The following is a 23,295-nucleotide window of genomic DNA, read 5'->3' on the forward strand; positions in this document are numbered from 1 at the left end:
AATTCGCCCCCAATCTATGTCAACCGAGCTCGTTTTTCTAAAAAATCTCCCCCAACTTATAGCAACCATCCTGGGTTGACACAACTTGGGGGCGTAAATCAGCAAAATCTTACCCGGTTGACATACTTCGGGGGCATAAATCGCCAAAATCTCACCCGGTTGACATACTTTGGGGGCATAAATCGGCAAAATCACCACCGGTTGACATACTTCGGGGGCATAAATCAGCAAAATCGCGACCGGTTGACATACTTTGGGGGCAAAAACCACACAGCACGCCACACAGCACACCAAAACAAAAAGACCAAAGCACATCACGTGCTTTGGTCTCTAATTTTTAAGGATATATTCAATAATTAAGCTTAAACCAGCTTCTTCCGGATAGCACCGGAGATCCAGTCGATGATGACCACCATCACGATGATCCCGAGCAAGATGATGCCGACCCGGCTCCATTGCCGGTAGTTCAAGGCAATCATCAATGGGTAGCCGATACCGCCGGCCCCTACCAAACCTAAAACGGAGGCGGAACGAACGGACACGTCAAAGCGGTACAGGGTGTTGGACACCAGAGCTGGCATCAGGTCCGGCATCGTGGCAAAAACAGCCACGTTGAACTTGGACCCACCAACCGCAGTAATGGCTTCGCTTGGGCCGTCATCCAAACTTTCGATGGCTTCAGAAAAAAGCATGGCCAGCATCCCCACTGAGTGGAAACCCAAAGCCAAGGCACCGGCTGGTGCGCCCGGCCCAACGGCCTTAATGAACATCAAGGCCAAAACGATTTCTGGGAAAGATCTGATAAAAGTCAGCACGATCTTCCCGCTTTCTGATACCCAGAACTTCTTGTGGCGGGTGTTAGCTGCCCAAAAGGCAAAAGGTATAGAAATAATGGCTGAGATAAAGGTCCCTAAGAAGGCGATGCACAGGGTTTGCCAGAGCTGGGACACCAGGTCTTCGCCTGAGCCGTTATAAACGTAGGACCAGTCCGGATGGAACAAGCCGTTAAAAATGGCGCTGGTGATCTGGCCAGCCGTTGGCTTAATCCCCGTAAAGTCCAGCCCCGTGCAGGACCAAATTAAGACTACGATCGCTAAAATCCAGCTGAGCCACTTGACCGCTCTGGTCTTAGCCGTGACTGGCTTTGGCGGTAATTTCTTCATTGTCGTCTCCATTAGCGCATCAACGCCTCCCTTGCCTTAGTTGAAATAAAGTCGATGACCAAGACTACCAAGAAGATAACCAGGATGATCATCCCTGTCTGGTTGTAGCTGAACATGTCCAGGGTGTTCTTCAGCTGCAAGCCGATACCGCCGGCCCCGATGTAACCCAGAACCGTGGAGGCCCGGACGTTGATTTCAAAGGCGTACAAGGCGTAGCTGACAAAGTATGGCATGATTTGCGGCATAACAGCAAACATGATGTTGTTCATCCCATTGCCGCCGACCGCCTTGATAGCTTCACTTGGACCAGGATCGATGGTTTCAATTGCTTCGTAAAAAAGCTTCACGACCACGCCAAAGGTAAAGACCGTCAAGGCCAAGATACCAGCTACTGGCCCAATCCCAACGATAGCAACAAAGATGGAACCTAAGAGCAAGTCAGGAATGGTTCTGATGATGTTCATGATGAAGCGCAAAACGCCGGTAATGACCTTGTTGTGAACGATGTTTCTAGCGATCAAAAGTGAGTAGATGAAGGCCAGGGCTGACCCGATCACCGTACTGATGATGGCCATCTTGATCGTTTCGACCAGGTAAGGAATGGCCGTACCAGCGTAAGACCAGTCAGGCTGCGCCATTTGCACGAAAATTTCGCCAAATTGGTCGAAGTTGGCAAAAAATTCTGGCAAGCTAGTACCGGTGTTTTGGACGGATAAAACCAAGCCCAAGATCATCAAGATGACCCAGACCCAGTTCCACATCTTAAACTTCTTCTTGGGAAGCTTTAACATGTCACGATCTGTTTTGGACATTGTTAATCTTCCTCCTTACCCGTACCGCCGTTGTAGATGCTGTCAAAGACGGATTGCGGCGTGTCTTCCATCTTGCCGTCGTAGACGATTTCGCCGGCCCGGACCCCGATCACCCGGTGGCCAAATTCCTTGGCCAGTTCAATGGAGTGAAGGTTGGCTACAACAGTCATGTTGTACTTTTCATTCAGCATCCGCAGGTCTTCCATTACTTGGTGGGAAGTCTTGGGGTCAAGAGAAGCAGTTGGTTCGTCGGCCAAAATGATTTCTGGGTTTTGAGTCAGCACGCGGGCAATAGCCACTCTTTGCTGCTGACCACCAGAGAGTTCGTCGGCTCTTGAGTAGACTTTTTCCGCCATGTCCACGCTTTGCAAGGCTTCATAAGCTCTTTGCTTGTCTTCATTGGTGAACAGGTTAAATGTGGTCTTCCAAGTTGGGTAGTATGCAAGTCGCCCAGCTAAAACGTTACGCAACACGCTTGAACGCTTAACCAGGTTGAAGCTTTGGAAGATCATCCCGATCTTGCGCCGCATCAAGCGGAGGTTCTTGCCCTTAGCCTTGGTGATGGATTCGCCATCGATCAAGATGTCACCTTCAGAAATATCGTGCAGGCGGTTGATGGACCGCAGCAAGGTCGACTTGCCGGCACCGGACAAACCAACGATCACGATAAATTCACCCTTGTTGATCTTTAAGTTGATGTTCTTCAAACCAACGGTACCATTGTCGTAAACCTTGGTCACGTTCTTCATTTCAATCATCGGCTGTTCTGCCATTGAATATAACTCCTTAAAAAAATTTTGCCTAATCATTGAAAATCGTGTCCTACATGAAGTGGGGCACGATTTTCACTATCAGTATTTTATTGATATCTTGTTATCAAGTCCTACTACTTAGTAGCAGCCATCTTGTCGTACTTGCGGACAATGTTAAAGTCTGAGTCCTTTGAAGGAGTGTAGCCTTCGTGGCTGTAGATGCTTTCAATGATCTTCAGACTCTTCTTGTTGTTGCGCAGGGATTCAAAAGCCTTAGTCAGCTTCTTCCGGAAGGCACTGCTCATGTCTGAACGAACGGAGACGGTATCGTTAGGGATACCCTTAGTGAAGTAGATTGGAACAACCTTCTTCATGATGTTTGGTTGATCAGCCAAAACAGTGTTACGTGCGTCTTCGAAAGTGAAGGCTGCGTCAACGTCGCCGTTAAGAACGTCAAGAACTGCTTGGTCGTGGCCAGTAACCGTTACTAAGTTAGCGTTGCCCTTCTTAGTCAGGTCCAGGCCCTTATTCTTAAGTTCAGCAATTGGGAAGATGTAGCCGGCAGAAGAAGTAGCGTTTTGAACGGCAATCTTCTTGCCCTTCAAGTCCTTCCAGCTCTTGATCTTTGAGCCCTTCTTAACCAAGATTTCTGCCCGGTAGAACTTAACCAGCTTGTTGGTTTGCTTACCGCCTGGTTGCTTGATGCCGTAACGCAAAGCTTGAAGCAAAACGTCAGCAGCCTTTTGCTTGTGGGCTAATACGTAGCCATCTGGTGGCAAAAAGCCAACGTCAACCTTCTTGGACTTCATGGCTTCAACAACCGTGTTGTAGTCAGTTGACATTGAGATCTTAACTGGGACGCCAAGCTTCTTTGAAAGAATCTTTTCAAGTGGCTTAGCCTTAGCTTCCAAAGTAGAAGCAGCCTGACTAGGCACGAATTGAATGGTCAAAGGGTGTGACTTTGATGGAGTGTAGACCTTTGAGGAAGATGATGACTTGCTAGATGAGCAAGCAGTTGCTAAAACAGCAGCGGCAACAGTTACAGCACCAAACAGTGCCTTCTTGAACTTTTTCATTAGTTCCCCCTGAAAAATGGATAATGAAATAAACAGTACAACAGCAACATAAGCAGCAGACGACTAACATTCATCTTTAACTGCTCATCGCGGAACCCAGTCGATAATTATTTGCTTTCTTCTTCTGCGTTCTTGAACAATTCTAACAGAAATATTCGGGTTTTGGCAAGAGTTTTTGTAATTTTTTCCAAAAGGGATTGCGCTATTCCAATTATCGATTCTAAAGGTTAATGAAATTTTGTAAATGACATGTAAAAATGTAAAAAGTCAACTGAAATCCGAACAAAAGTAAATTCGATGTTAAGAAAAACAAAAATAAAAGAACGTTTGGATTTTATTCCAAACGCTCTCTTTTTAAGTTATACTCTTATCATAGACTACTTAGCGGGCATGTTGTTGACGTCGGTTCTGACAATCAAGACGTCGGCCATGGCGTGTTGGTTAACGTATTCGGTAACTGACCCCATCAACATTCTTTCAACGGCGTTCAAACCGGTAGCCCCCATCACGATCAGGTTGTTGCCGTGGTCCTTGATGAAGTCGTAAGAAAGGATGCGCTTTGGGCTGCCGTAACGAATGTGGTAGTCCAGGTCGTCAAAGCCGATGTTGTCATGAGCCCATTGCTTCAAGCTCTTCAGGTATTCTTCTGAGTCTTGAGTCATTTGGTAAATGGTGTCACCAGAAATCAAGGTGTCTTGCATTTCGCCCATGAACTGTCTCGTGTCGATGACGTTCAAAACGTCGACATGGTAACCATTGTTGGCAGCGATCTTCACTGCCTTGTCAAAAGCACGTTCTGCGGATTCAGACCCGTCAACAGGTACTAAAATTTTGATTTTTTCTTCAGTCATAGTGCTCATCTCCCGTATTCTGTATGTCTTTCGCTTACCTCTATTTTAGCATAACTTTCACTTTTTAAGGCGCTTTCGGAAAAATGTTGTTTTATTTATGTAAGCCCATTTTTCAAAAAGGTAAAAGACGATCAAAACGAAAAAATTTAGTTGATAATCGATATACAATAGGAAGGAAAATTTTTATGCAATTAAATCAGCACCTGCTCAAGATCCAAGGCGGCCGGAACTTCCGGGAACTGGGCGGCTACAAGACCATCTCCGGCAAAACGGTCAAAAAGCACAAGTTAATTAGAAGCGGCCACTTGAGCGACTTAACCAAAGAAGACCGGGAATACCTGGAAAAATATGGTCTTAAGTATGACGTTGACTTAAGAACCAGCTTTGAGCGCGGCAAGCAGCCAGACCAAGAGCTGGCAGGCGTCAGCTACTTTGCGGATCCCGTTTTTGACGAAGACTTGACCGACTCCACGATGAGCATTTCTGACATGGCCAGACAAAGTGCTAAAGACGGCAACTGGGGCTACCAAAGAATGCTCTGGGCCTACCAGAACATGGCTACAGGGAAAAATGCCAATCAGGCTTACCGCCACCTGTTTGAGCTGCTCTTGGGCAATGAAAAAGAAGGCGAAAGTGTCCTTTTTCACTGCACCGCCGGCAAGGACCGGACTGGCTTTGGGGCCATCTTGATCCTATCTGCCTTGGGCGTGCCGATGGCAACTATTGAAAGAGACTACTTGTACACCAACCAAGCAGTTAAGGGCTTTGTGGATCAGCTGCTGGCCAAGGAGGAGGCCAAGGGGGCTAATGAAAACCTGCTTAAGACCTTCCACGACCTGCAGACAGTCCAACCAGCATATTTCGACTACTTATTTAAAACCATCAACCAGCAATATGGCAGCATTAATGCTTATTTGCATCAGCAAATTGGCCTATCTAACAAGGACTTGCTGGATTTGCGGGAAATCTACCTAGAAGACTAGTCTTTTTCCAAAAAGTCATAGATTGCTTGAGGATCAGTCAGGGCAAAGAGCTCTTTTAGTTCACTAGGATTTGCCTGGCTTAGGTAAGTCATAGTCTGAGACAAGAGCTTGGCCTGGCCATCGGCCTTATCATCCAGCAGCATGAAACAAAAGCCCACCGGCAGGCTGACCTGGGGATCAACCATGCTGTGAAAAGTTACTGGCTTGAGCAATTTGATTGGCACCAGGCGGTCTTTTTTAACAAAAATCCCCTCAGTATGGGGAAAGGCCAGGTTTGGCAGGTCTGCACCCAAATTTTGGCTGGACAAGCCAGTCGGGTAGTCCTCTTCTCTTTCAATCACCTGGTCTAAAAAGCCGTCTGCTACCAGCCCCTCTTTTAAGAGTCTTTGGTAGGCTTGGGTAAAGAGGTCTTCTTGGTCTTCAGCATCAATCACAAAACAGCTTGCCGGATCCAGTATTTTTTCAGTCATTGCTATCGCCTCACTTTTTCACATAGTCGTTACTTCTATTATAGACATGATTTTTCAAATCTATTAAGCGGAAAACGTTTTTTCTAAGAAAAATCTAACTGCTGTTGATCAAACTATGATAAAGTAATATATGCACAAGATTTGCCAAAAAGTAAGGAAGGAACTACTAAATATGCCAAAAAAGACGATCTACTTCGGTGCTGGCTGGTTCACTGACCGCCAAAACAAGGCCTACAAGGAAGCCATGGAAGCCTTGAAGGAAAACCCAACCATTGACCTGGAAAACAGCTACGTGCCTTTGGAAAACCAATATAAGGGCATCCGGGTTGACGAACACCCTGAATACCTGCACGACAAGGTTTGGGCTACTGCCACCTACAACAACGACTTAAACGGGATCAAGACCAACGACGTCATGCTGGGCGTTTACATCCCTGATGAAGAAGACGTCGGTCTGGGCATGGAACTGGGTTACGCCTTGAGCCAAGGCAAGTACATTCTTTTGGTCATCCCAGACGAAGACTATGGCAAACCAATCAACCTCATGAGCTGGGGCGTCAGCGACAACGTCATCAAGATGAGCCAGCTGAAGGACTTCAACTTCAACAAGCTGCGCTTTGACTTCTACGAAGGTGCCGTTTACTAAAAAAGACTACAGCTGACAAAAAGCCTAGCTTCCGCAATTCAAAATAATTACAGGTAAACTTATGGACAAAAAGCAAGAAAATGAGCTTTTAAAAATTCTACAGCTAGTTTTTGACGATCTGATATTTGAAAAATGTCAAAACGGCTTTTCCATTTATGCGCCTAATTTTGATGAAGCCCTACAGGTCCTCAATCTGCTGGGCAGCATGGGAGCCTACTTCAATACTGGCTACGAGCTTGACAAGGGGGATCCGCTTGCTAAAGCCCGCTTTATAATCACGGTCATTGATTTTGACAGGAATTGGCAAGATCATAGCCAAGACTACATCTAACAAAAGGCCTGTCTTCCGCAATTTTGGAAGACAGGCTTTTCTTTTTTCTAAAACTCCCGGGGTGCTTCTAAGGCATTTGGCACCAAGACCTCTGCTCTGAATTCTCCCCCGCCGCTGGCCAGCGCGGTTTTCGGACTAAAAGTTAACCGCAGACGGCCATGGTAAGGCTCAAGAAAGGATTTGACCTTGCCTAAGCCAATCCCTACCCGGCCGTTTGCTACAACATTATCTCTTTCTGACCCGATCTTGACCTTCTTCTCTGTTTGGTTAAGCACGGTCAAAAGCATGGTTTTCCCAGAAAACTTCAGCACCGCCTTAACCTGGTGGTCCGTGGCCAGTGAGGCTGCCTGGCAGGCATTTTTCAAAAGATTGCCGGTAATGATGCACAGATCCAGCTGCCGCAAGGCTAAGTTGCCAGGAATTACCCCAGTCCAGCTGATTTCAACCTGCGGGTACCGGGCAGCCAAGTCGCCAAGCACGGCATTGATTCCGTTGTTGCCAGTATCAATCAATTGCCGGGTCATCTGGCTGTTTCCAACCAGATCGTCGATATAGGCGGTCAAGTCCTGGTACTGGCCCGCATGGGCCAGCCCCTGCAGGCTGACCAGGTGCTGGCGGGCATCATGACGGAACTTCTTGGTTTCTTTCTCCCGGGCCAAAAGCGATTCATAGTAGTTTTCCTCAGCCTGGAGCAGCTTCTCTTGTTCACTCATCGCGCTTTTTAATTCCCAAACCCGGAATTGGTCTTGCAAAAGAGCCGTGTCCAGCCAGACGGCGGCCCCAGCTAAAGTGGCCTCCAGCAAGGGCCGGCCCAAGAAGGCCTGAAAGCGGCCGGCCGCCAAACCCGTTGCCCCCAAAGCCAGTATCTCCAGTAAGATCAGCAGCCACTTGGCTTTTCCTGGCCAGTTGCCAAAAAGATTTTTGACCTTAGGCACCAAAAGCAGGTAAACGAAAGTCAAGGCTACAGCAGCTTCAAAAACAAGATCAGCCGCGACCACTTCTTGACCAACCAGCTGCTTTAGACTCAGATCCAGCAGGCTTAAAACTGCATAGCTGCCCAGCTGGCGGAGGTCTTTTTCCTTTAAAGGCCCCAGCAAAGTTCGCCCCAGAGCAAGCAGGGCGTAGATCAAAGCTTCATTTAAAGGGCCCAGCAAAGGACCAGCTAGGCCGCAGATTAACAGACCAAAAACATAAATCCCCAGCAGCCAGACCGGCTTGATTTTCTCCTTAAAAAGATAAGTGAAAGCCAGGTAAAATTTGCTGAACTGCAGCAGGATGAAAGCCGCGTTCAAGAACGTCACGGCGTCGATTGACAAATTCATGTTACCTCCAAAATCACAGCGGCTGGGCATAAAAGCGCAAGTAGTCAAGCCAGGCAGCTTCTACAGCCTTGACCTGGCGGCGAGGGAGCAGAATCGGCTGCTTTAGGCCAGCAAGGTAGAGCTGGTTATGCTTTAGATCGATGATATGCTGGTAAGCCACGATGTATTGCCGGCTCACCCGGCCAAACAGGGTACTGTCAAGCTGATCTTCCCAGTACTTTAAGGGCTCAGGACTGATTACTTTTTTATCAGTCGTATAAATACAGCTCTGGTCCCCCAGACTTTCCAATAGACGGATTTCATTTAAAGGCAGAGCGGTCATTGCCTTATCTGGCAGAGGAACTGCCAGCATTTGCTTGGCCAGGATTTCCTGGTAGGCTGCCTGCAAAACCGAGCGGATATCCTCCTTTTTCCAGGGCTTGAGCAGGTAGCGGAAGGCCCGGACCTCAAAGGCGGAAGGCATATAGCGGTCATAAGCAGTTAAAAAGACCAGCAAATCACTCCGCTTGTCACGGCGCAGGCGGCGGGCCGTCTCCATGCCGCTTGTGCCCGGCATTTCAATATCCAGGAAGATCAAGTTGTAGCTTTTTCCGGCTTCAAGCAGGTCATCCCCACTAGCGTAGCAATCGACATGAGCGGTGTTTAGCTCCATAACCAGCATCTTCCGCAAGTTTGCCCGTTCTTTTGCTTCATCGTCACAAACCGCAATCTGCAGGCCAAATTTTTCCTTCATCCCTCAACTATCCCTTCCGGCCAATCATCCGTTTAAATTCGACTTTTAGCTTTTGACTTAAAAGCTTTCCATATATCAAAGTATACAGCAGGATAAAGGAAAACTGGCAAAGAAGCAGGCTAGCCGGGCTTTCAGCATAAAGGACAAGCAAGACAGCCGCAGCCAGGAAACAAACAACTGCCGCCAAAGCAGCTGCCCCTGCAGCCGGTCGTAAAATTATTCTCCATTTGTATCCACTGGTAAACAAGGCGAAAAGCTTGGCCCGGTTGAGCTGAGCCCAGGCACTGGCCTGATAGTTCAAAACACTGACTAGTAAAAGCAGAAGCAAAACGCAGGTCAGCAGCTGCCACAAGCAGCTTTTTAAGTAGAGCTTGGCCAGGCTCAGCTTGCTTTGGGCGATCAGCTTCAAGCGGAATGGCTCTGGCGAGTAAGCCTTGGCCAGGCCGCGCCGCTTTAAGGCAGGAATCAGCTTAGCTGACCGGATAAAGAAAAGGTTGCCGGTTGACAAGGCTGAGTATAAAAAATCATGCATGTCATAAACCTGGCTGGGCCGTTTGCTGTAGATGAGCAAGGGGTGGCGGCAAAGCTGAAAATCTTGCGTTTCATTTAAAGCGGCCAGCTTTTTCCGGCTAGTCAATAAGTGCATCCCTTTCGGCACGGTTTGCCGCTTCGCAGTATTAAGCGGCAGGATTCTGCGCAAAAAATTTTGGCATTCTGCCGATAGATCAGTCAAGGCAACTTCCTTTAGGTCCTGCTGACTGACACCGGCCAGCTTCAAGGCTTGATCGTTGACGAAAACAATGTGGTCATAGCCGCCTAATTCAGCTGGCGACGTTTGCATCTGGTCATCCATGATCAAGGACAAAACTGCGTTGTCCTCCCCTTCCTCATCCTTGATCAAAGCTAGCTCAGCTGGATAATAAGCCTGCCGGTCCAAACAAACGCCCGTCATCATCAAAACTGACGGCCGCTGGAGCTGACTGCCATTTCTCCTTTGACTGGTAATTTTCATAGGAACTTTTAGCCAGCAAGGCCGCTTGCGGCAGGGACCAGGCTAAAAGCAGCAAGGCTCCAAACGAAGAGGCAGGCAAAATTGTCCCGCCAAATTTCCAACCTTCTGATTCCAGCCAGCAGGCGAATGGCATCTTTGCGATAGCCAAGCTGCAAAGGCAAAAGCAGGCTCGTAGTATATAAAAGCAAGCTGCAGATCAAGGGCAGCCGATCTACTGCATCGCGGCCAGGACCAAGAGAATATAAGAAAATAAGGGCTAGGATCAAGCTAGAGGCAGCAATGCTTATTTTATTACGCATGGTCATTCCCCCAAACAAATCCGCGTATCGCATTTTTTCGCTAGGGCATCATCGTGAGTAGCGATGAAGACAAGCGCGCCTGCCTGTGCCTGTTTTAAAAGCAAGTCGGTAACCAGCTGCCGGTTGGCCGCGTCCAAAGAAGCGGTCGGCTCATCTGCGTAGATTACCCGTCCTCCTTTATATAAAAGGCGGGCCAGGCCCAGACGTCGCTTTTCCCCGCCAGACAGCACGGCTGCTTTTTCATGAGCTTGCGCTAAACCAAGCATTTTTAAGTAATGCAAGGCTTGATCCTGACTCTTTTTTGCCTTAGTCAGCGAGACATTGTACAGCAGGCTTTCTCCATCGATGATTCCAGCATCTTGATAGAGAAAGGCTGCCTTTTCCCGCCAAAATTTCTCCCTTTTTCTTGCTGGCCAGCTGTTAGCATTCTCACCATTGATCAAAATTTTTCCCTTGCTTGGTTGATCCAGCAAGCCGAGCAAGTTGAGCAGAGTGGTTTTGCCAGCACCGGACTGGCCAATCAAGGCAACTGTTTGCCCGCCATTGGCTTGAAAGGATAAATTTTGAAAAAGCAATTTACCTCCTACTTGCGCCGCAAGCTGATCGGCAGAAACGATTATTCCTTGCATTGCGCTACCTTCCTCCTTTGTTTCAACACCACAATTCTATCCCTAAAAGTAGTTTCAAAAACGTAAATGCCGATGAATGGTCGTCTGCGCCGATGAATGGCAGCAAAAAAGCCCGCTGATTAGCAGCGAGCTTCAAGTTCATTCTTCCCAGCGGATTTCCCCGCTCAAGTAGGTCTTCTCCAAGGTCAGGTCACTGTTCAAGACCAAGAAGTCAGCTGGCAAGCCGGGTGCGATTTGCCCGCACTGGTCCAGCAAGTGGTGGCTGCGAGCAGCATTGTAGGTCGCCATTTGGATAGCCTCTTGCTTAGTTACTAGACCCCAGTCAACCAGGTTCTTAACCCCGTTCTTGAGTTCCAAGACGCTGCCAGCCAGGTTGTCGCCATCCTTCAGCCGGGCCATCCCGTCTTTGACGTATACGGGCAGTTCACCCAGCATGTAGTCGCCATCCGGCATCATGCCGGCTTCCATGCAGTCGGTGATTAAGACGATGTGTTCAACCCCCTTGGCCGCTATCAAGGCCTTGATGGCCGGAATGGCTACGTGGTGACCATCGGCAATCAGTTCATTGTCCATGTTGTCCAAGGCCATGGCCGCATTAGCAATGTTTGGCTGGTTGTGGGAAAAGTCCGGCATCCCGTTGAAGGTGTGGGTAAAAATCTCCGCCCCCGCTTGCGCCGCTGCCTTGGCTTCATCGTAGCTAGCACTGGAGTGGCCTAGGGCGATCATTACCCCGCGACTGGCTGCATAGCGGATGAAGTCGGTTGTCCCTGGCCGCTCTGGTGCGAGGGCAATCTTTTTCAGCATCCCTTTAGAGGCCTCCAGCCAGCGGTCCAGGTCTTCACGGTTTGGGTCCAGCATGTACTTAGGGTTTTCGGCCCCGGCATGTTCTTCCGTAAAGAAGGGGCCTTCAAAGTGGATCCCCTGGATTCTCGCGCCAGCTTCTTGCCCCTCATGGTCAGCAAACATCTGGCAGACCGCCGTCAATTGCTCGCTTGAAGCCGTCACCGTCGTTGGCAACCAGCTGGTCACCCCAGCGCCTAAGAGTGCCTTGGACAATTTATCGATCCCGGCCCAGTCGCTCTTCATCACATCTTCTTTAACTGAGCCATGGATATGGGTGTCAACGTAGCCTGGCGCTAATTCATAGCCAGTGTAGTCAACGATCTCCCCTTCTGGACGGGCATTTTCGGGGTAATAAGCTCCAAACTTGCCGTCAGTAATTTCCAAGTAACCGCCCTCTTCTACGGCCTTCGGCAGGTAGAAGCGATCAGCGTGAACGTAATAATGCATCTTTTTCTCCAATCTATTTTCCGATTTTCTTACAATTGGTATTGTCCAATTTTTAGTCTTCTTTGTCAATGAAAAAAAGCCATTATCATTTGCATATACAATTACTTTTTGTCAGTTATTTAATTCCCCTCCCCTTTCTAACGCCTTTTTGGCTATAATTAAACTAGAGACATTATCAAGTAAAGGAACTTATTATGAACGACTTGCAAACCTCTAAGCACCAACTTGGTTCTTTAGTTGGCGTCAATAAAAAAGATAATTACTTTGAACTTCATTATGCAACCGGCGAAGTGGCCCGGGTCTACCTGATTAGTGACGGGATTTTCCGCTACTGGCTAGACCCCAGCCAAGCCTTTGCCGAAACTAGCGACATGCTGGTCACGCCCCAGCCTGATCCCGCCTATTTCCAAAAGGCCCATGCCCATGCCACTAGCGACATGTTCATCATCACCGTTGGCAGCTACAAGCTGATCTTCCAGCAAAAGACCGCCTTGTTCAGCATTTTTGACGAAGCAGTACACCGGACCCGGGTTAGCCAGGTTGCTCCTCTATTAATCAGCGGCAAGCACACTACGGAAATTATTAAACAAAGTCCGAATGAATACTACTATGGCGGCGGGGTCCAAAACGGCCACTTCAGCCATAAGGGTGAAAAGGTCCTAATTAAGACTGACGGGATCACTGGCCAAGATGGGGTCTTGGCTGCCGTACCTTTCTTTTGGACTAATTCTGGTTTTGGCGAATTCCGCAATACTCTGGCTCCTGGCAGCTATGACTTTGGCAGCCAAAATGAGCAAGTAGCAATCTTAAAGCACCGCAACCCGGTCTTTGACAACTTCTATATAATAGGAAGTTCTCCGCAAGAAATTTTGCAAAGATACTACTCTTTGACGGGTCCTGCCCTGATGCCGCCACGCTTTGCCCTGTCCTTTGGCCACCTGGGCAACTTCTTGGATCCAGCTTGGAAGAAAGCCAAGGCCAAGAGTCACACGGCCATCCGCTTTGAAGACAATTCCTACTATAGTAAAGTAGCTGATGGCAAGCATCAGGCCAGCCTGAACGGGGAACAGGACTACCAGTTTTCAGCCCGGGCCATGCTGGACCGGTATAAGCGCTTTGACTTCCCGCTTTCCTGGATGATTCCTAACTATGAAAGTGAGAAAAATACTGATCCGCACGTTTTCGCCTCCTTTGCCGAATATGCTAAAAAGCTCGGCATCCACCCTGGCTTTTGGAGCGAAAATAGCCAAGACCTGCCAGATCATGCAGAATTAGCTGCCATCGATGACCCAAGCAGCGATTTGCCAGCAGTAAATGCTGCTTTAAGCAAGAAGAATCCGAAAGCCAAGCCAATCTCCTTAGTTAGAGATGGCCTGCGCCCCTTTCAACAAAGCAGCGCTTTAGCCTTTGGCGACGTTGGCGGGGACTGGTCCAGCATCAAGACCCAAATCGCCACCTTCCTAGGTGCCGGCTTATCCGGCATCCCCTTCATTGGGGCCAGCAGCGGCGGCAAGTTGGGTCAAGAAAATGCCCAAGTAGCAGTCCGAGACCTGGAATGGAAGACTTTCACTCCCCTCTTCTTTGTCACCGACGACCAAAGCCCACTGAGCAAGACCCCGTTTGCCTTCAACAGCAAGATTTCCCGGGTAATGAAGGCCTACCTGCAGTTAAGAAACGAATTTCTTCCCTATATATATGCTCTCAGCCGCCAGGCTCAAGATGGTCTGCCACTAGTGCGGCCGCTCATGATGGAATTCCCGCATGAGCAGATTGGCTATGGCCGGGACTTCGCTGACGAGTTTATTCTGGGTGACCAGATCTTGGTTGCACCGATCACCAATGGCAAGTCTGACAGCCAGGGCAATAGCGTCCGCGACCGGATCTACCTGCCAGACAAGCAAACCGTATGGATCGACCTCTTTACCGGTGATCGCTTCATGGGTGGCCGAGTCTACAATCGCCTGAAGTACCCCCTCTGGCATCTGCCAGTCTTCGTCCGGGGCGGCTCCATTTTAGATTTAGGCCAAAGACACTTTGTCCTTTACCCATATGGCGACAGCTCCTACACCAGCTATGATGATAATGACCAAGTCGACTACGAGCACAACTTTGCCAAGACCGTTATCAGGAGCCGGGTTGACGACAGCCGCCTGCGAGTAATTATTGAGCCAACTGAAGGCTACTATCCGAACTTGACCATTAAGCAGGAAACCTTCCTTTATATCTACTGCGACCAGCATCCAGAAGACCTGGCCCTCCGGGTTGGCAAAGACGACGTTATCCAGCTGGAAGAGTATGGCAGTCCGGAAACCCTGGACCATGCTAAAGAAGGTTTTTACTACGATCCTCACTTTAGCTGGCCAAAGGGCTTTAGCGACCTAAACGACCAAAGCCGGCCAGCCTTGGTGATCAAGCTGCAAGAGCGGGACATCAAGCAGGTCAAATTAGAATTAGTCGTTAACAACTTCTGCTTTGCCGGCGAGCAGCTAGTACACCAAATTACTGATGCTGCCTTGAAATTGCCAAGCAAGGTCGAAGTCGACCGAAGCAAGATCAGTGCTCACTCTTTAACTGTTAAGTGGGCCCAAAAGACGCCAAAGGTCCAGCTGGAATTAAATGGTCTGCTCTACACCGGTATCAGCGGCAATATCTTCACCTTTACCGACTTAGCTGCCGACCAGGTTTACCAGCTGCGCCTGCGCTATGAGTCAGGCTACAAGGTTTCTGAATGGTCCGACTGGATCAAGGTCAAGACCAAGAAGGACCCTAAGGACTTTATCATCCAGAACTTGAAAGTGACCAGCAATGTCGACAGTGAACCAGGGCACCCAGCCAAGTACTTGCTGGACCAGCGCCTGGCTACCAGCTGGCAAAGTGCCAAGACTGACGAGCCAATCCAGCTCACTTTCACCTTTAAGGAAAAGACTGAACTCAACAAGGTGATCTACGTCCCTGATGCCTTGCAAGCTGAAGGTCGGCCGCTCAAGATCAAGGCGGAAATTTCTACGGATGGCGACAGCTTCGTGCCTTACGGTGAAGACTTCAGCTTCAACAGCGATGCCAAGAACAAGGTCATTGGCCTCCGGGGCGTCAGTGCCTGGGCGGTCCGCTTGACCATCTTGGACAAGACCGGTGATTTTGCCGCGGCTTCCAGCATCGACTTTTACCGGCCACTCGACAAGTAAATTTACGATTTTTTCTTATTTTTTAGCAAAAGAAAAACGCTTGGATAAAATCCAAGCGTTTTTTGCTTTGAGAAGGTAGAATCTTGATACTCTGTTTAACCCTTGTCAGCACCTGCGGTAATCCCACTAACGTAGAACTTCTGCATAATGATGAAGAGGACTGTGATTGGGATCGCGATAATGACACAACCAGCCACGAATTGGGCAAAGAAGGTTGTCGCACTCCCTTTTGAAGAAGAAAGCATGTTGTACAGACCATAAGCGATAGTGTAGGTCTTTGGATTACCTGAAGTTGAAAGGATAATCCCGGAGAAGATAAAGTCTACCCATGGTGCCATGAAAGTGGTCAAAGCCGTGTAAACGATCATTGGCTTTGACAGCGGCAAACCGATCTTAGTGAAGACTTGCCACTTGGTAGCACCGTCAAGTTCAGCAGCTTCATCCAAGGACCGCGGAATCGTGTCGAAGAAACCTTTGGCAACATAGAAGCCAAGGCCGGCACCGCCGACGTAAACCAGGATTAAACCGCCGAGGTTCAGCATGTTTAGCCCCTTCAAGATGTAGTAAAGAGCGATCATGGACATAAAGCCTGGGAACATCCCCAAAACCAAAGCGATTTGCAGGAATGGCTTCCGCATCTTGAAGCGTAAACGTGAGAGCACATAGGCTACCGAAATTTGGATGAAAGTAGAGAGTGTAGCGGAGATGATGGCCACGATTAAGGTGTTAATGATCCAGTGCAGGTAAGGGAATTGGGAGTTGGTAAAGATTCCGATATAGTTCTGCAGGGTCCATTTTTCAGGTAAGAAAGTAGAGATAAAGCCAGTGTCATTGTATGAGAAGCTGGCAAAAACGATCCAAACGATCGGGATTAACCAAACGATAGCCAATACCGTCAGCAGGAAATATCTGAAGAAAAGGGATACTTTTCTCTGTCTTGAGTAAGATTTCAATTTTATCCCTCCTTAAATGATGTCGTGTGACGGTAGGCAATTAAGGAAATCGTCGCACTCAAGATGAAGATCAAGATACCTAAAACGGCGGAAGCGTTGTAACGCTGTTGTTGACCGAAGGTCAAGTTGTAGAGCCAGTTGACCAAAAGGTCGGTTGACCCGGCGCCGTTGTAGTTGTTGTTCATAGGCTTACCACCCGTCAGCAGGTAGATGACGTTGAAGTTGTTGATATTACCGATGAATTGTTGAATCAGTGATGGTCCCATTACAAAGAGAATTTGTGGGAAGGTAATATTGTGGAAGATTTGGAAGGCGTTAGCCCCGTCCATCCGAGCAGCTTCAATTTGATCTTGTGGCAAGTTCTGAATGATCGCCATTGATACCAGCATTGAAACAGGAATACCAATCCACATGTTAACGATGATAACCGTTAACCGGGCTACCCAAGGGGCAGCTTCGTTGTCGATAAAGTGAATTGGGCTTGAAATCCAGCCCCAGTTTTGGAGCAAGGTGTTCAAAGGACCTTGAGCATCCAAGAACTGAGCCATCAGCAGCAGGGAAACGAATTGTGGAACAGCGTAAGCGACGATGAAGATCGTCCGCCATACCTTCCGGTGCTTGATGCCCTTTGATTCGATCAAGAGGGCTAACAAAACACCGCCCAAGAAAGTCGTTACCGTCGCAGCTACCGCCCAAACCAGGGTCCAGCCAAGGACTGGGAAGAAAGTCCCGGCCAGGTCCCCGGTCAGCACGCTCCCAAAGGCCTGGAAGCCAGTCCAGGAGAAGCCGATTGGGTGTTGCCGGTCATAGTTGGTAAAGGCCATGGAAATCATGAAGATCGTTGGCAAGACAGTGAAGAGGATGATCCCCAGCAAAGGAATGAACATCAAAGTGGCGTGAAGCCGGGAGTCAAAGAGACTAGCGATTTCTTCCTTGTTGGTGGCGATGTGCTTGCCATCGCGCTTCTTGATATAGTTGGCCCGAGTTGACCGCAAATTGATAATATACAACCAGATAAAGCCAATAACTAGGAAAATGGCCATGATCCCAAAGAGCAGGATCAATACTGAGTTGTCTGGCTGCTTGGTAATGTAGACGCCTTGCGCCTTGTCGAAGACGACTTTCTTAGTCTTAATCGTCCCTAGGTTGCTCAGCATGCTGAGCGCGCTAGCCCCGCTGAAGATAAACCAGCAGATAAAGATGATTTCTGATGCCAGCAAGCTGATCCCCTTGGCCCATTGCTTATTTTTTAAAGCACTGACACCCATGAAGAAGAAGGATAGCTTGTCAGCTGCATCCCCCTTTGACCACACTTCTTTATAGGTGGCAGCTGGAGGAATGTGTCCTTTTCTCTTAAACATTTTTCATTACTCTCCTTCTCAAGCTTAATTAAAGTTGTTGCGCTTAATTACTTTTGAGAAATCTTCTTTGCGAACTTAGCAAGTTGTGCCTTGTATTGACTTGGCTTGATCTTGCCATCGTATGCGCCACTTACCAGTGGAGCAGCACCATCCCAGAAGGTTGCCATTTGTGGCAGCTTTGGTTGCAATACAGAGTTGCCTGACTTAGCCATTTCAATAACGGCTACAGCAACTGGGTCGCTCTTAACATCACTTGATGCTACGGCACTCTTCAAAACTGGGATTTGACCAGCCTTGTCGTGAGCGATCAATTGTGACTTCTTGTTGGTAATGTAAGCTGCAAGTTCTGATGAAGCCTTAGCGTTTGAAGTGTGGGAGTTTACGGCAAATCCTTCGATACCCAAGAAGGCTTCAAGTTGAACCTTCTTGCCGCCAACAGTGACAGTTGGGTACTTAGCAACAGCAAAGTTCTTGCCCAAGATCTTCTTGATGTTGGCTGCGTTCCAAGGACCATCCATGATGGCAGCAGCGTTGCCCTTCTTCAATTGGTTCAAAGCGTTAGAGGTTTGCATAACGTTCTTGTTGCTCTTTTGCTTTGCGATCCAAGTCAAGGCGTTAACACCATTTTGGCTGTTGAAAGTTGAGCCCTTCAGGTCTTCACCGTTTTCGCCGTAGAGAGTAGTACCAGCTGAGAAGAAGACTGGCCACATCGTGTAGGCGTTAGTAAAGTCAGTTGCCAAGACACCCTTCTTAGTCAAAGTGTCCCAGTCCTTAACGTCGCTGGCTGAAAGCTTTGACTTGTTGTAGTAAATGGTGTCTGCTTGTTGAGCGTATGGGTAGGCGTAAATCTTGCCCTTCCAGGTAACGCCCTTAGCAGCTTGGGATACGTAGTTCTTCTTGATGTTGGAAGTGTCTGATGGTGAAAGTGGGTTAATGTAACCAGCGTTTGCCATTTGACCTAATTGGTCGTTTGGAACTTCGAAAACATCGGCAGCCTTTGAGGCGTCCTTACCAACGTCAGTCTTAGCGTTAGCAGAACCGTTAGGACTTTGGGTAACCTTAACGGTAATGTTAGGGTGCTTCTTGTGGAAGTCCTTAACAATGCTCTTGTAGTATGATACCTGTTCGGTGTCAACCCACAAAGTCAAGGAAGCCTTCTTTTCGCTTGATGATGATGAACTACTGTTGCTGCTGTTTGAGCAAGCTGACAAACTTAAAGCAGCCAATACTGCTGCACTGCCCAAGGCAGCCTTCTTAAAGAAACTCATTTTTTCCTCCTAAAACAAACATTTGTTTTATTTTTTAAATCATCTTGCAGCAACGCACTACAAGTTGATTAACTTAGTTAAATTAATTGGTAAGCGTCACTTGGGTGTCCTTGTCGAAGAAGTGCGCGTTGTTCAAGTTGAAGCCAGCTTGAACCTTATCGCCTGGCTTGTGGAAGTCACGCGCGTTCACAACGCCGACAAATTCTGTCCCATCAGCCTTCATGTACAGCTGACTGGTTGCACCCAAAAGTTCTGAAACGACAACTTCCGCGTTAACCGTGGCTTCTGGCCAGGTTTCCAGGAAGGCTTGTTCCATGTGGATGTCTTCTGGACGCAGGCCCATCACCACATCCTTGCCATTATAGCCCTTGGATTCCAGGATCTTGGCCCGGCCTTCAGGCACCTTCAGCTTGATGCCCTTGCCGTCATCAATGTAGCCATCCTTGTAGTTGACATTGAAGAAGTTCATTTGCGGTGAACCGATGAAGCCGGCAACGAATTGATTGGCTGGCTTGTTGTAGACTTCCTTAGGAGAGCCAATTTGCTGGATGCGACCAGCATTCATAACAACAATCCGGTCAGCCAAGGTCATCGCTTCGGTTTGGTCGTGGGTAACGTAGATCGTGGTCGTCTTCAGGTTTTGGTGAAGCTTGGCGATCTCGGCCCGCATGGAAACACGCAGCTTAGCGTCAAGGTTTGACAATGGTTCGTCCATCAAGAAGATTGGAGCATCCCGGACGATGGCCCGCCCCAAGGCAACACGCTGGCGCTGCCCACCGGACAGGTCAGCTGGCCGCCGCTCCAAGAGGTGAGCCAGGCCTAAGACTTCAGCCGCGTTCTTGACGCGCTTGTCGATTTCCGCCTTGTCATAGTGGCGAAGCTTCAAGCTGAAGGCCATGTTGTCGTAGACGCTCATGTGTGGATACAAGGCGTAGTTCTGGAAGACCATGGCAATGTGACGGTCACGCGGAGCTACGTCGTTCATGACCTTGCCGCCGATTTCCAAAGTACCCTTGGAAATATCTTCTAGACCCGCAATCATCCGCAAAGTCGTGGACTTACCACAGCCAGATGGACCGACAAAGACGATAAATTCGTGGTCATCAATGTGCAGGTCAAAATCAGAGACTGAGTAGTCATCAGCATTTGGATACTTTTTGTAGATGTGATTTAAGTTGATTTTTACCATTTTCCCTTACCTAATTCCCTGCTTTTTTAAAAACTCTTTCAATTTCGGCTAAATCTAAAGCACTGGTTGAGCCCACGATGTAGTCAGCTCCTTTTAAGACGACTGGGTCGCCGATGCCAACGGCAAACTGACCAGCAGCCTTGATGGACTTGACGCCAGCAGGAGCATCTTCAAAGGAGATTACTTCGTTCTTCTCAAGACCCAAGAGTTCTTGAGCCCGGATGTAAATTTCTGGATCCGGCTTGCCATGCTTTAAAGTAGCTGGGTCAACTCGGGCATCAAAGAGATCTTCCAGCTCCAGTTGGTGCAAGATCAATGGAGCGTTTTTAGATGCAGAAGCTAGAGCCAGCTTTAAGCCTTGAGCCTTGGCTTCATGCAAGAGGTCCGCCATCTTAGGCAAGATGTCCGCCTTGGTCATCTTTTGGACAGCCTTGATATAAGCATCGTTTTTCTTAGCAGCTAAGGCTTCTTTTTCTTCTTGGGTATAGTCATTTTCTTTGTGGCCATATTCCAAGATGATTTCTAATGAGTCCATCCGGGACAAGCCGCGAAGCTTGTCGCCGAAGGACTCTGGCAGGTCAATGCCGATTTCCTTAGCCAGGTCTTGCCAAGCCTTCAGGTGGTAGACTGCTGAGTCAGTGATAACGCCGTCTAGGTCAAAAATTAATCCTTTAAGCATTGAGTTTGACCTTCTTTCAAAGTTACTTCTTGGTCCCAAACCTTAACAGTTAAGTCATTCCCAGAAACCAAAGTCAGCTTAGCGCCGTCCTTGTCAACGGCAACGGCCAAGATGCGGCCTTGGTAGTTGATCTTGAAGCTGTAGCCGGTCCACTTCTTTGGCAGGAATGGAGCAAAGCTTACGCCTTTTTCGTTATACCGCATGCCGGCGAAGCCTTGAACGATTGACAGCCAGCTGCCGCTCATGGAAGTGATGTGAAGACCATCAACAGTGTCGTTGTTGTAGTTGTCCAGGTCAAGACGCGCCGTCCGTTCGTAAAGCTCAACTGCCTTGTCTTGCTTGCCAAGTTCTGCAGCCAAGATGGAGTGGATGGATGGGCTCAAGGAACTTTCATGAACCGTCATTGGTTCGTAGAAGTCGAAGTTCTTTTCCTTCTGTTCCTTGGTGTAGCGGTCATTCAAGAAGTAGATCCCTTGCAAAACATCGGCTTGCTTGATGAATGGTGACCGCAGGATCTTGTCCCATGACCAGTGCTGGTTCAGTGGCAATTGGTCAGCTGGGATGGTGTCCTTGCTCCGGATGTCCTTGTCCAAGAAGGTGTCGTGTTGAACGAAGATGCCTAGGTCTTTGTCTTCTGGCAGGTACATCTTGTCTACAATGTCTTGCCACTTAGCCAATTCTTCATCAGTTACGTTTAGCCGCTTCTTGGCAGCTTCCGTAGCCAGTGGCCAGCGTTCCAAGGTGTAACTGAGCAACCATCTAGCCATGGTGTTGGTGAACCAGTTGTTGTTGACGTTGTTTTCGTATTCGTTTGGTCCAGTGACGCCGTGGATCATGTATTGACCCTTGCGCTTGGAGAAGTGTACCCGGTCAGCCCAGAAGCGCGCCGTCCCTACCAAAACGTCCATGCCTTCGTCTTTGACATAAGAGTCATCGCCAGTGTAGCGGGTGTATTGGTAGATGGCGAATGGGATATCCGCGTTACGGTGGATTTCTTCAAAAGTGATTTCCCATTCGTTGTGGCATTCAATCCCGTTGAAGGTAACCATTGGGAACAAAGCCCCTTTTAGCCCTTGCATCCGGGCGTTGTGGTAAGCACCTGGGAGTTGTTCGTGCCGGTATTCCAAAAGTGATCTGGTAACTTCCTTTGGCGCTACTGCCAAGTACATTGGCACGATGAAGGCTTCGGTGTCCCAGTAAGTAGCACCGCCGTACTTTTCACCAGTGAAGCCCTTTGGCCCAATGTTCAGTCGAGGGTCCTGACCGTAGTAGGTCATGAACAGTTGCAAGATGTTGAAGCGGATCCCTTGTTGGGCAGCAGCGTCGCCTTCGATGGTAACGTCACACTTTTCCCAGCGCTTGGCCCAAACGGCTTCGTGATCGGCCAAGTTGTCAGCGTAGGACTTTTCTTGCAGCTTAGCCATCAATTCGTCAGCCTTTTCAGCTTGATCGCTGTCAGCGACGTCACGGCTGTTAACTACGATAACGTCCTTTTCCAGTTCCCAGCTTTCGCCAGTTGCCAAGTGCTTTTCAAAAGTTTCGTCAACCAGGCCGCTCTTAGTAGCAACCTTGCCAGAAATCACTTGACCATCTTCACGAACGGATTCCTTTAAAAGAACCGTAAATTGTGGAGTGCCGAAGTTGTTTGGCTTGGTCTTGAGCTGGATGCTGCGGCTTGATTCATCTTCGCCCAAAGCATCCCAGAAGCCTTCTTCGTAGTTGCTGTCTTCATTAAAGACGTTCCCATTCAAGCGGCTGGTTACTTGCAGATCAGCTTCGCCGCTTAACACGGTTGCCTTAACCTTGATCAGGGCTGCTTCTTTAATAACGACGCTCAAGAAGCGTTCAAATTCAAACTTCACACGGCAATCTTGCCCTTCGTAAATGAAGCTTCTGGTAAGCAGGCCTTGGTGCATATCCAGGCTGAGTTCAAAGTCGCTAACCTGGTCAGTAGCTAAGTCAAGCCGGTGACCGTTGATCAAGATTGGCAGGTCAATGAAGCTTGGGGCGTTGATGGTCTTGCCAAAGTAGTCTGGGTAACCGTTCTTCCACCAGCCGACCTTGGTCTTGTCTGGGAACCAAACGCCAGCGTAGTAAGTACCTTTAAGGCTGTCGCCGCTGTAGCCTTCTTCGAAGTTGCCTCTCAGGCCCATGTATTCGTTACCTAAGGAAGTCATGCTTTCTTGAAGTCGCTTGTCTTCTTTTGAAAAAGTATGACTGGTCAACTTCCAAGGATCGATTTCAAAAATTCTCTTCATGATTCTTTTTCCCTCGCTCGTTCAATCTGGTTT

The 23,295-nt window shown here is 48.5% G+C and carries 23 protein-coding genes; 4 read left to right on the forward strand and 19 right to left on the reverse strand.

Features of this window, described 5'->3' with window-relative positions; all coding sequences use genetic code 11:
* Window positions 1–151: 151 nt before the first annotated feature.
* The 6 genes from FC20_RS11000 to FC20_RS05205 form a co-directional block, all read right to left on the reverse strand.
* Complete coding sequence (locus FC20_RS11000) at window positions 152–277, reverse strand: hypothetical protein (RefSeq protein WP_269083540.1); 126 nt, start codon at window positions 275–277, stop codon at window positions 152–154.
* 85 nt (window positions 278–362) lie between these two features.
* On the reverse strand, window positions 363–1,175 hold the full coding sequence (gene phnE / locus FC20_RS05185; protein WP_008462984.1) for a phosphonate ABC transporter, permease protein PhnE: 813 nt from the start codon (window positions 1,173–1,175) through the stop codon (window positions 363–365).
* On the reverse strand, window positions 1,175–1,975 hold the full coding sequence (gene phnE / locus FC20_RS05190; RefSeq protein WP_008462982.1) for a phosphonate ABC transporter, permease protein PhnE: 801 nt from the start codon (window positions 1,973–1,975) through the stop codon (window positions 1,175–1,177). Before phnE (FC20_RS05190) ends, phnE (FC20_RS05185) begins: the two co-directional genes overlap by 1 nt.
* Window positions 1,976–1,977: 2 nt before the next feature.
* Entirely contained in the window at window positions 1,978–2,748 is a 771-nt protein-coding gene (phnC, locus tag FC20_RS05195) for a phosphonate ABC transporter ATP-binding protein (protein WP_008462981.1), read from the reverse strand.
* A 113-nt stretch (window positions 2,749–2,861) separates the two neighbouring features.
* On the reverse strand, window positions 2,862–3,803 hold the full coding sequence (locus tag FC20_RS05200; protein ID WP_008462978.1) for a phosphate/phosphite/phosphonate ABC transporter substrate-binding protein: 942 nt from the start codon (window positions 3,801–3,803) through the stop codon (window positions 2,862–2,864).
* A 377-nt stretch (window positions 3,804–4,180) separates the two neighbouring features.
* Entirely contained in the window at window positions 4,181–4,654 is a 474-nt protein-coding gene (locus FC20_RS05205; RefSeq protein WP_008462976.1) for a universal stress protein, read from the reverse strand.
* A 185-nt stretch (window positions 4,655–4,839) separates the two neighbouring features.
* On the opposite strand from FC20_RS05205, the gene FC20_RS05210 reads away from it, so the two are divergent.
* Window positions 4,840–5,637, forward strand: coding sequence for a tyrosine-protein phosphatase (locus FC20_RS05210; RefSeq protein WP_008462974.1), 798 nt, complete (start codon window positions 4,840–4,842; stop codon window positions 5,635–5,637).
* Here FC20_RS05210 and FC20_RS05215 read toward each other — a convergent pair.
* Entirely contained in the window at window positions 5,634–6,107 is a 474-nt protein-coding gene (locus FC20_RS05215) for a PTS sugar transporter subunit IIA (protein WP_054667878.1), read from the reverse strand. The genes FC20_RS05210 and FC20_RS05215 overlap by 4 nt on opposite strands.
* A 172-nt stretch (window positions 6,108–6,279) precedes the next feature.
* Between FC20_RS05215 and FC20_RS05220 the strand changes: the two genes are divergently transcribed.
* A complete protein-coding gene (locus FC20_RS05220; RefSeq protein WP_008462964.1) occupies window positions 6,280–6,753 on the forward strand; it encodes a nucleoside 2-deoxyribosyltransferase in 474 nt (157 codons plus the stop codon).
* A 61-nt stretch (window positions 6,754–6,814) separates the two neighbouring features.
* Window positions 6,815–7,084, forward strand: a complete 270-nt coding sequence (locus tag FC20_RS05225; RefSeq protein ID WP_051011270.1) for a hypothetical protein — start codon at window positions 6,815–6,817, stop codon at window positions 7,082–7,084.
* Between the two features lie 47 nt (window positions 7,085–7,131).
* Here the strand turns inward: FC20_RS05225 and FC20_RS05230 are convergent, their stop codons facing one another.
* The 6 genes from FC20_RS05230 to nagA form a co-directional block, all read right to left on the reverse strand.
* The gene (locus tag FC20_RS05230; RefSeq protein WP_008462961.1) at window positions 7,132–8,406 is read right to left on the reverse strand and encodes a GHKL domain-containing protein; all 1,275 of its coding nucleotides are present in this window, start codon (window positions 8,404–8,406) and stop codon (window positions 7,132–7,134) included.
* Window positions 8,407–8,419: 13 nt separating this feature from the next.
* On the reverse strand, window positions 8,420–9,139 hold the full coding sequence (locus FC20_RS05235) for a LytR/AlgR family response regulator transcription factor (protein WP_008462959.1): 720 nt from the start codon (window positions 9,137–9,139) through the stop codon (window positions 8,420–8,422).
* Window positions 9,140–9,146: 7 nt separating this feature from the next.
* Window positions 9,147–10,151: a hypothetical protein gene (locus FC20_RS05240; protein ID WP_008462956.1), complete on the reverse strand. Its 1,005-nt coding sequence runs from the start codon at window positions 10,149–10,151 to the stop codon at window positions 9,147–9,149.
* 8 nt (window positions 10,152–10,159) lie between these two features.
* Window positions 10,160–10,450 carry a hypothetical protein gene (locus FC20_RS10845; protein WP_054667885.1) on the reverse strand — a complete coding sequence of 97 codons (291 nt, stop codon included), beginning with the start codon at window positions 10,448–10,450 and terminating at the stop codon, window positions 10,160–10,162.
* A gap of 2 nt (window positions 10,451–10,452) precedes the next feature.
* Entirely contained in the window at window positions 10,453–11,079 is a 627-nt protein-coding gene (locus FC20_RS05245) for an ATP-binding cassette domain-containing protein (protein WP_008462952.1), read from the reverse strand.
* Between the two features lie 138 nt (window positions 11,080–11,217).
* Window positions 11,218–12,369, reverse strand: a complete 1,152-nt coding sequence (nagA, locus tag FC20_RS05250) for an N-acetylglucosamine-6-phosphate deacetylase (protein WP_008462950.1) — start codon at window positions 12,367–12,369, stop codon at window positions 11,218–11,220.
* A 194-nt stretch (window positions 12,370–12,563) separates the two neighbouring features.
* Between nagA and FC20_RS05255 the strand changes: the two genes are divergently transcribed.
* Complete coding sequence (locus FC20_RS05255) at window positions 12,564–15,554, forward strand: TIM-barrel domain-containing protein (RefSeq protein ID WP_056945333.1); 2,991 nt, start codon at window positions 12,564–12,566, stop codon at window positions 15,552–15,554.
* A 95-nt stretch (window positions 15,555–15,649) separates the two neighbouring features.
* Here the strand turns inward: FC20_RS05255 and FC20_RS05260 are convergent, their stop codons facing one another.
* From FC20_RS05260 to FC20_RS05285, 6 genes are all read right to left on the reverse strand, one after another.
* Window positions 15,650–16,507, reverse strand: a complete 858-nt coding sequence (locus FC20_RS05260; protein ID WP_008462944.1) for a sugar ABC transporter permease — start codon at window positions 16,505–16,507, stop codon at window positions 15,650–15,652.
* Window positions 16,508–16,509: 2 nt separating this feature from the next.
* The gene (locus FC20_RS05265; protein ID WP_008462942.1) at window positions 16,510–17,868 is read right to left on the reverse strand and encodes a carbohydrate ABC transporter permease; all 1,359 of its coding nucleotides are present in this window, start codon (window positions 17,866–17,868) and stop codon (window positions 16,510–16,512) included.
* Between the two features lie 47 nt (window positions 17,869–17,915).
* Window positions 17,916–19,136, reverse strand: a complete 1,221-nt coding sequence (locus FC20_RS05270) for an extracellular solute-binding protein (RefSeq protein WP_008462940.1) — start codon at window positions 19,134–19,136, stop codon at window positions 17,916–17,918.
* An 82-nt stretch (window positions 19,137–19,218) separates the two neighbouring features.
* Entirely contained in the window at window positions 19,219–20,325 is a 1,107-nt protein-coding gene (locus FC20_RS05275) for an ABC transporter ATP-binding protein (RefSeq protein ID WP_008462938.1), read from the reverse strand.
* Window positions 20,326–20,335: 10 nt separating this feature from the next.
* Window positions 20,336–21,004: a beta-phosphoglucomutase gene (gene pgmB / locus FC20_RS05280; RefSeq protein WP_008462936.1), complete on the reverse strand. Its 669-nt coding sequence runs from the start codon at window positions 21,002–21,004 to the stop codon at window positions 20,336–20,338.
* Window positions 20,989–23,262 (reverse strand): glycoside hydrolase family 65 protein, encoded by a 2,274-nt coding sequence (locus tag FC20_RS05285; RefSeq protein ID WP_056945334.1) that lies wholly within the window; start codon window positions 23,260–23,262, stop codon window positions 20,989–20,991. Before FC20_RS05285 ends, pgmB begins: the two co-directional genes overlap by 16 nt.
* Window positions 23,263–23,295 lie beyond the last annotated feature (33 nt).

Origin of the sequence: Lactobacillus equicursoris DSM 19284 = JCM 14600 = CIP 110162 (genome assembly GCF_001434815.1) — a bacterium.
GTDB classification, from domain to species: domain Bacteria; phylum Bacillota; class Bacilli; order Lactobacillales; family Lactobacillaceae; genus Lactobacillus; species Lactobacillus equicursoris.

Coding starts and splice junctions, on each gene's coding strand:
- phnE (WP_008462984.1), bottom strand. CDS start 1,175: ATGGAGACGACAATGAAGAAATTACCGCCAAAGCCAGTCACGGCTAAG.
- phnE (WP_008462982.1), bottom strand. CDS start 1,975: ATGTCCAAAACAGATCGTGACATGTTAAAGCTTCCCAAGAAGAAGTTT.
- phnC (WP_008462981.1), bottom strand. CDS start 2,748: ATGGCAGAACAGCCGATGATTGAAATGAAGAACGTGACCAAGGTTTAC.
- FC20_RS05200 (WP_008462978.1), bottom strand. CDS start 3,803: ATGAAAAAGTTCAAGAAGGCACTGTTTGGTGCTGTAACTGTTGCCGCT.
- FC20_RS05205 (WP_008462976.1), bottom strand. CDS start 4,654: ATGACTGAAGAAAAAATCAAAATTTTAGTACCTGTTGACGGGTCTGAA.
- FC20_RS05210 (WP_008462974.1), top strand. CDS start 4,840: ATGCAATTAAATCAGCACCTGCTCAAGATCCAAGGCGGCCGGAACTTC.
- FC20_RS05215 (WP_054667878.1), bottom strand. CDS start 6,107: ATGACTGAAAAAATACTGGATCCGGCAAGCTGTTTTGTGATTGATGCT.
- FC20_RS05220 (WP_008462964.1), top strand. CDS start 6,280: ATGCCAAAAAAGACGATCTACTTCGGTGCTGGCTGGTTCACTGACCGC.
- FC20_RS05225 (WP_051011270.1), top strand. CDS start 6,815: ATGGACAAAAAGCAAGAAAATGAGCTTTTAAAAATTCTACAGCTAGTT.
- FC20_RS05230 (WP_008462961.1), bottom strand. CDS start 8,406: ATGAATTTGTCAATCGACGCCGTGACGTTCTTGAACGCGGCTTTCATC.
- FC20_RS05235 (WP_008462959.1), bottom strand. CDS start 9,139: ATGAAGGAAAAATTTGGCCTGCAGATTGCGGTTTGTGACGATGAAGCA.
- FC20_RS05240 (WP_008462956.1), bottom strand. CDS start 10,151: ATGAAAATTACCAGTCAAAGGAGAAATGGCAGTCAGCTCCAGCGGCCG.
- FC20_RS10845 (WP_054667885.1), bottom strand. CDS start 10,450: ATGCGTAATAAAATAAGCATTGCTGCCTCTAGCTTGATCCTAGCCCTT.
- FC20_RS05245 (WP_008462952.1), bottom strand. CDS start 11,079: ATGCAAGGAATAATCGTTTCTGCCGATCAGCTTGCGGCGCAAGTAGGA.
- nagA (WP_008462950.1), bottom strand. CDS start 12,369: ATGCATTATTACGTTCACGCTGATCGCTTCTACCTGCCGAAGGCCGTA.
- FC20_RS05255 (WP_056945333.1), top strand. CDS start 12,564: ATGAACGACTTGCAAACCTCTAAGCACCAACTTGGTTCTTTAGTTGGC.
- FC20_RS05265 (WP_008462942.1), bottom strand. CDS start 17,868: ATGTTTAAGAGAAAAGGACACATTCCTCCAGCTGCCACCTATAAAGAA.
- FC20_RS05270 (WP_008462940.1), bottom strand. CDS start 19,136: ATGAGTTTCTTTAAGAAGGCTGCCTTGGGCAGTGCAGCAGTATTGGCT.
- FC20_RS05275 (WP_008462938.1), bottom strand. CDS start 20,325: ATGGTAAAAATCAACTTAAATCACATCTACAAAAAGTATCCAAATGCT.
- pgmB (WP_008462936.1), bottom strand. CDS start 21,004: ATGCTTAAAGGATTAATTTTTGACCTAGACGGCGTTATCACTGACTCA.
- FC20_RS05285 (WP_056945334.1), bottom strand. CDS start 23,262: ATGAAGAGAATTTTTGAAATCGATCCTTGGAAGTTGACCAGTCATACT.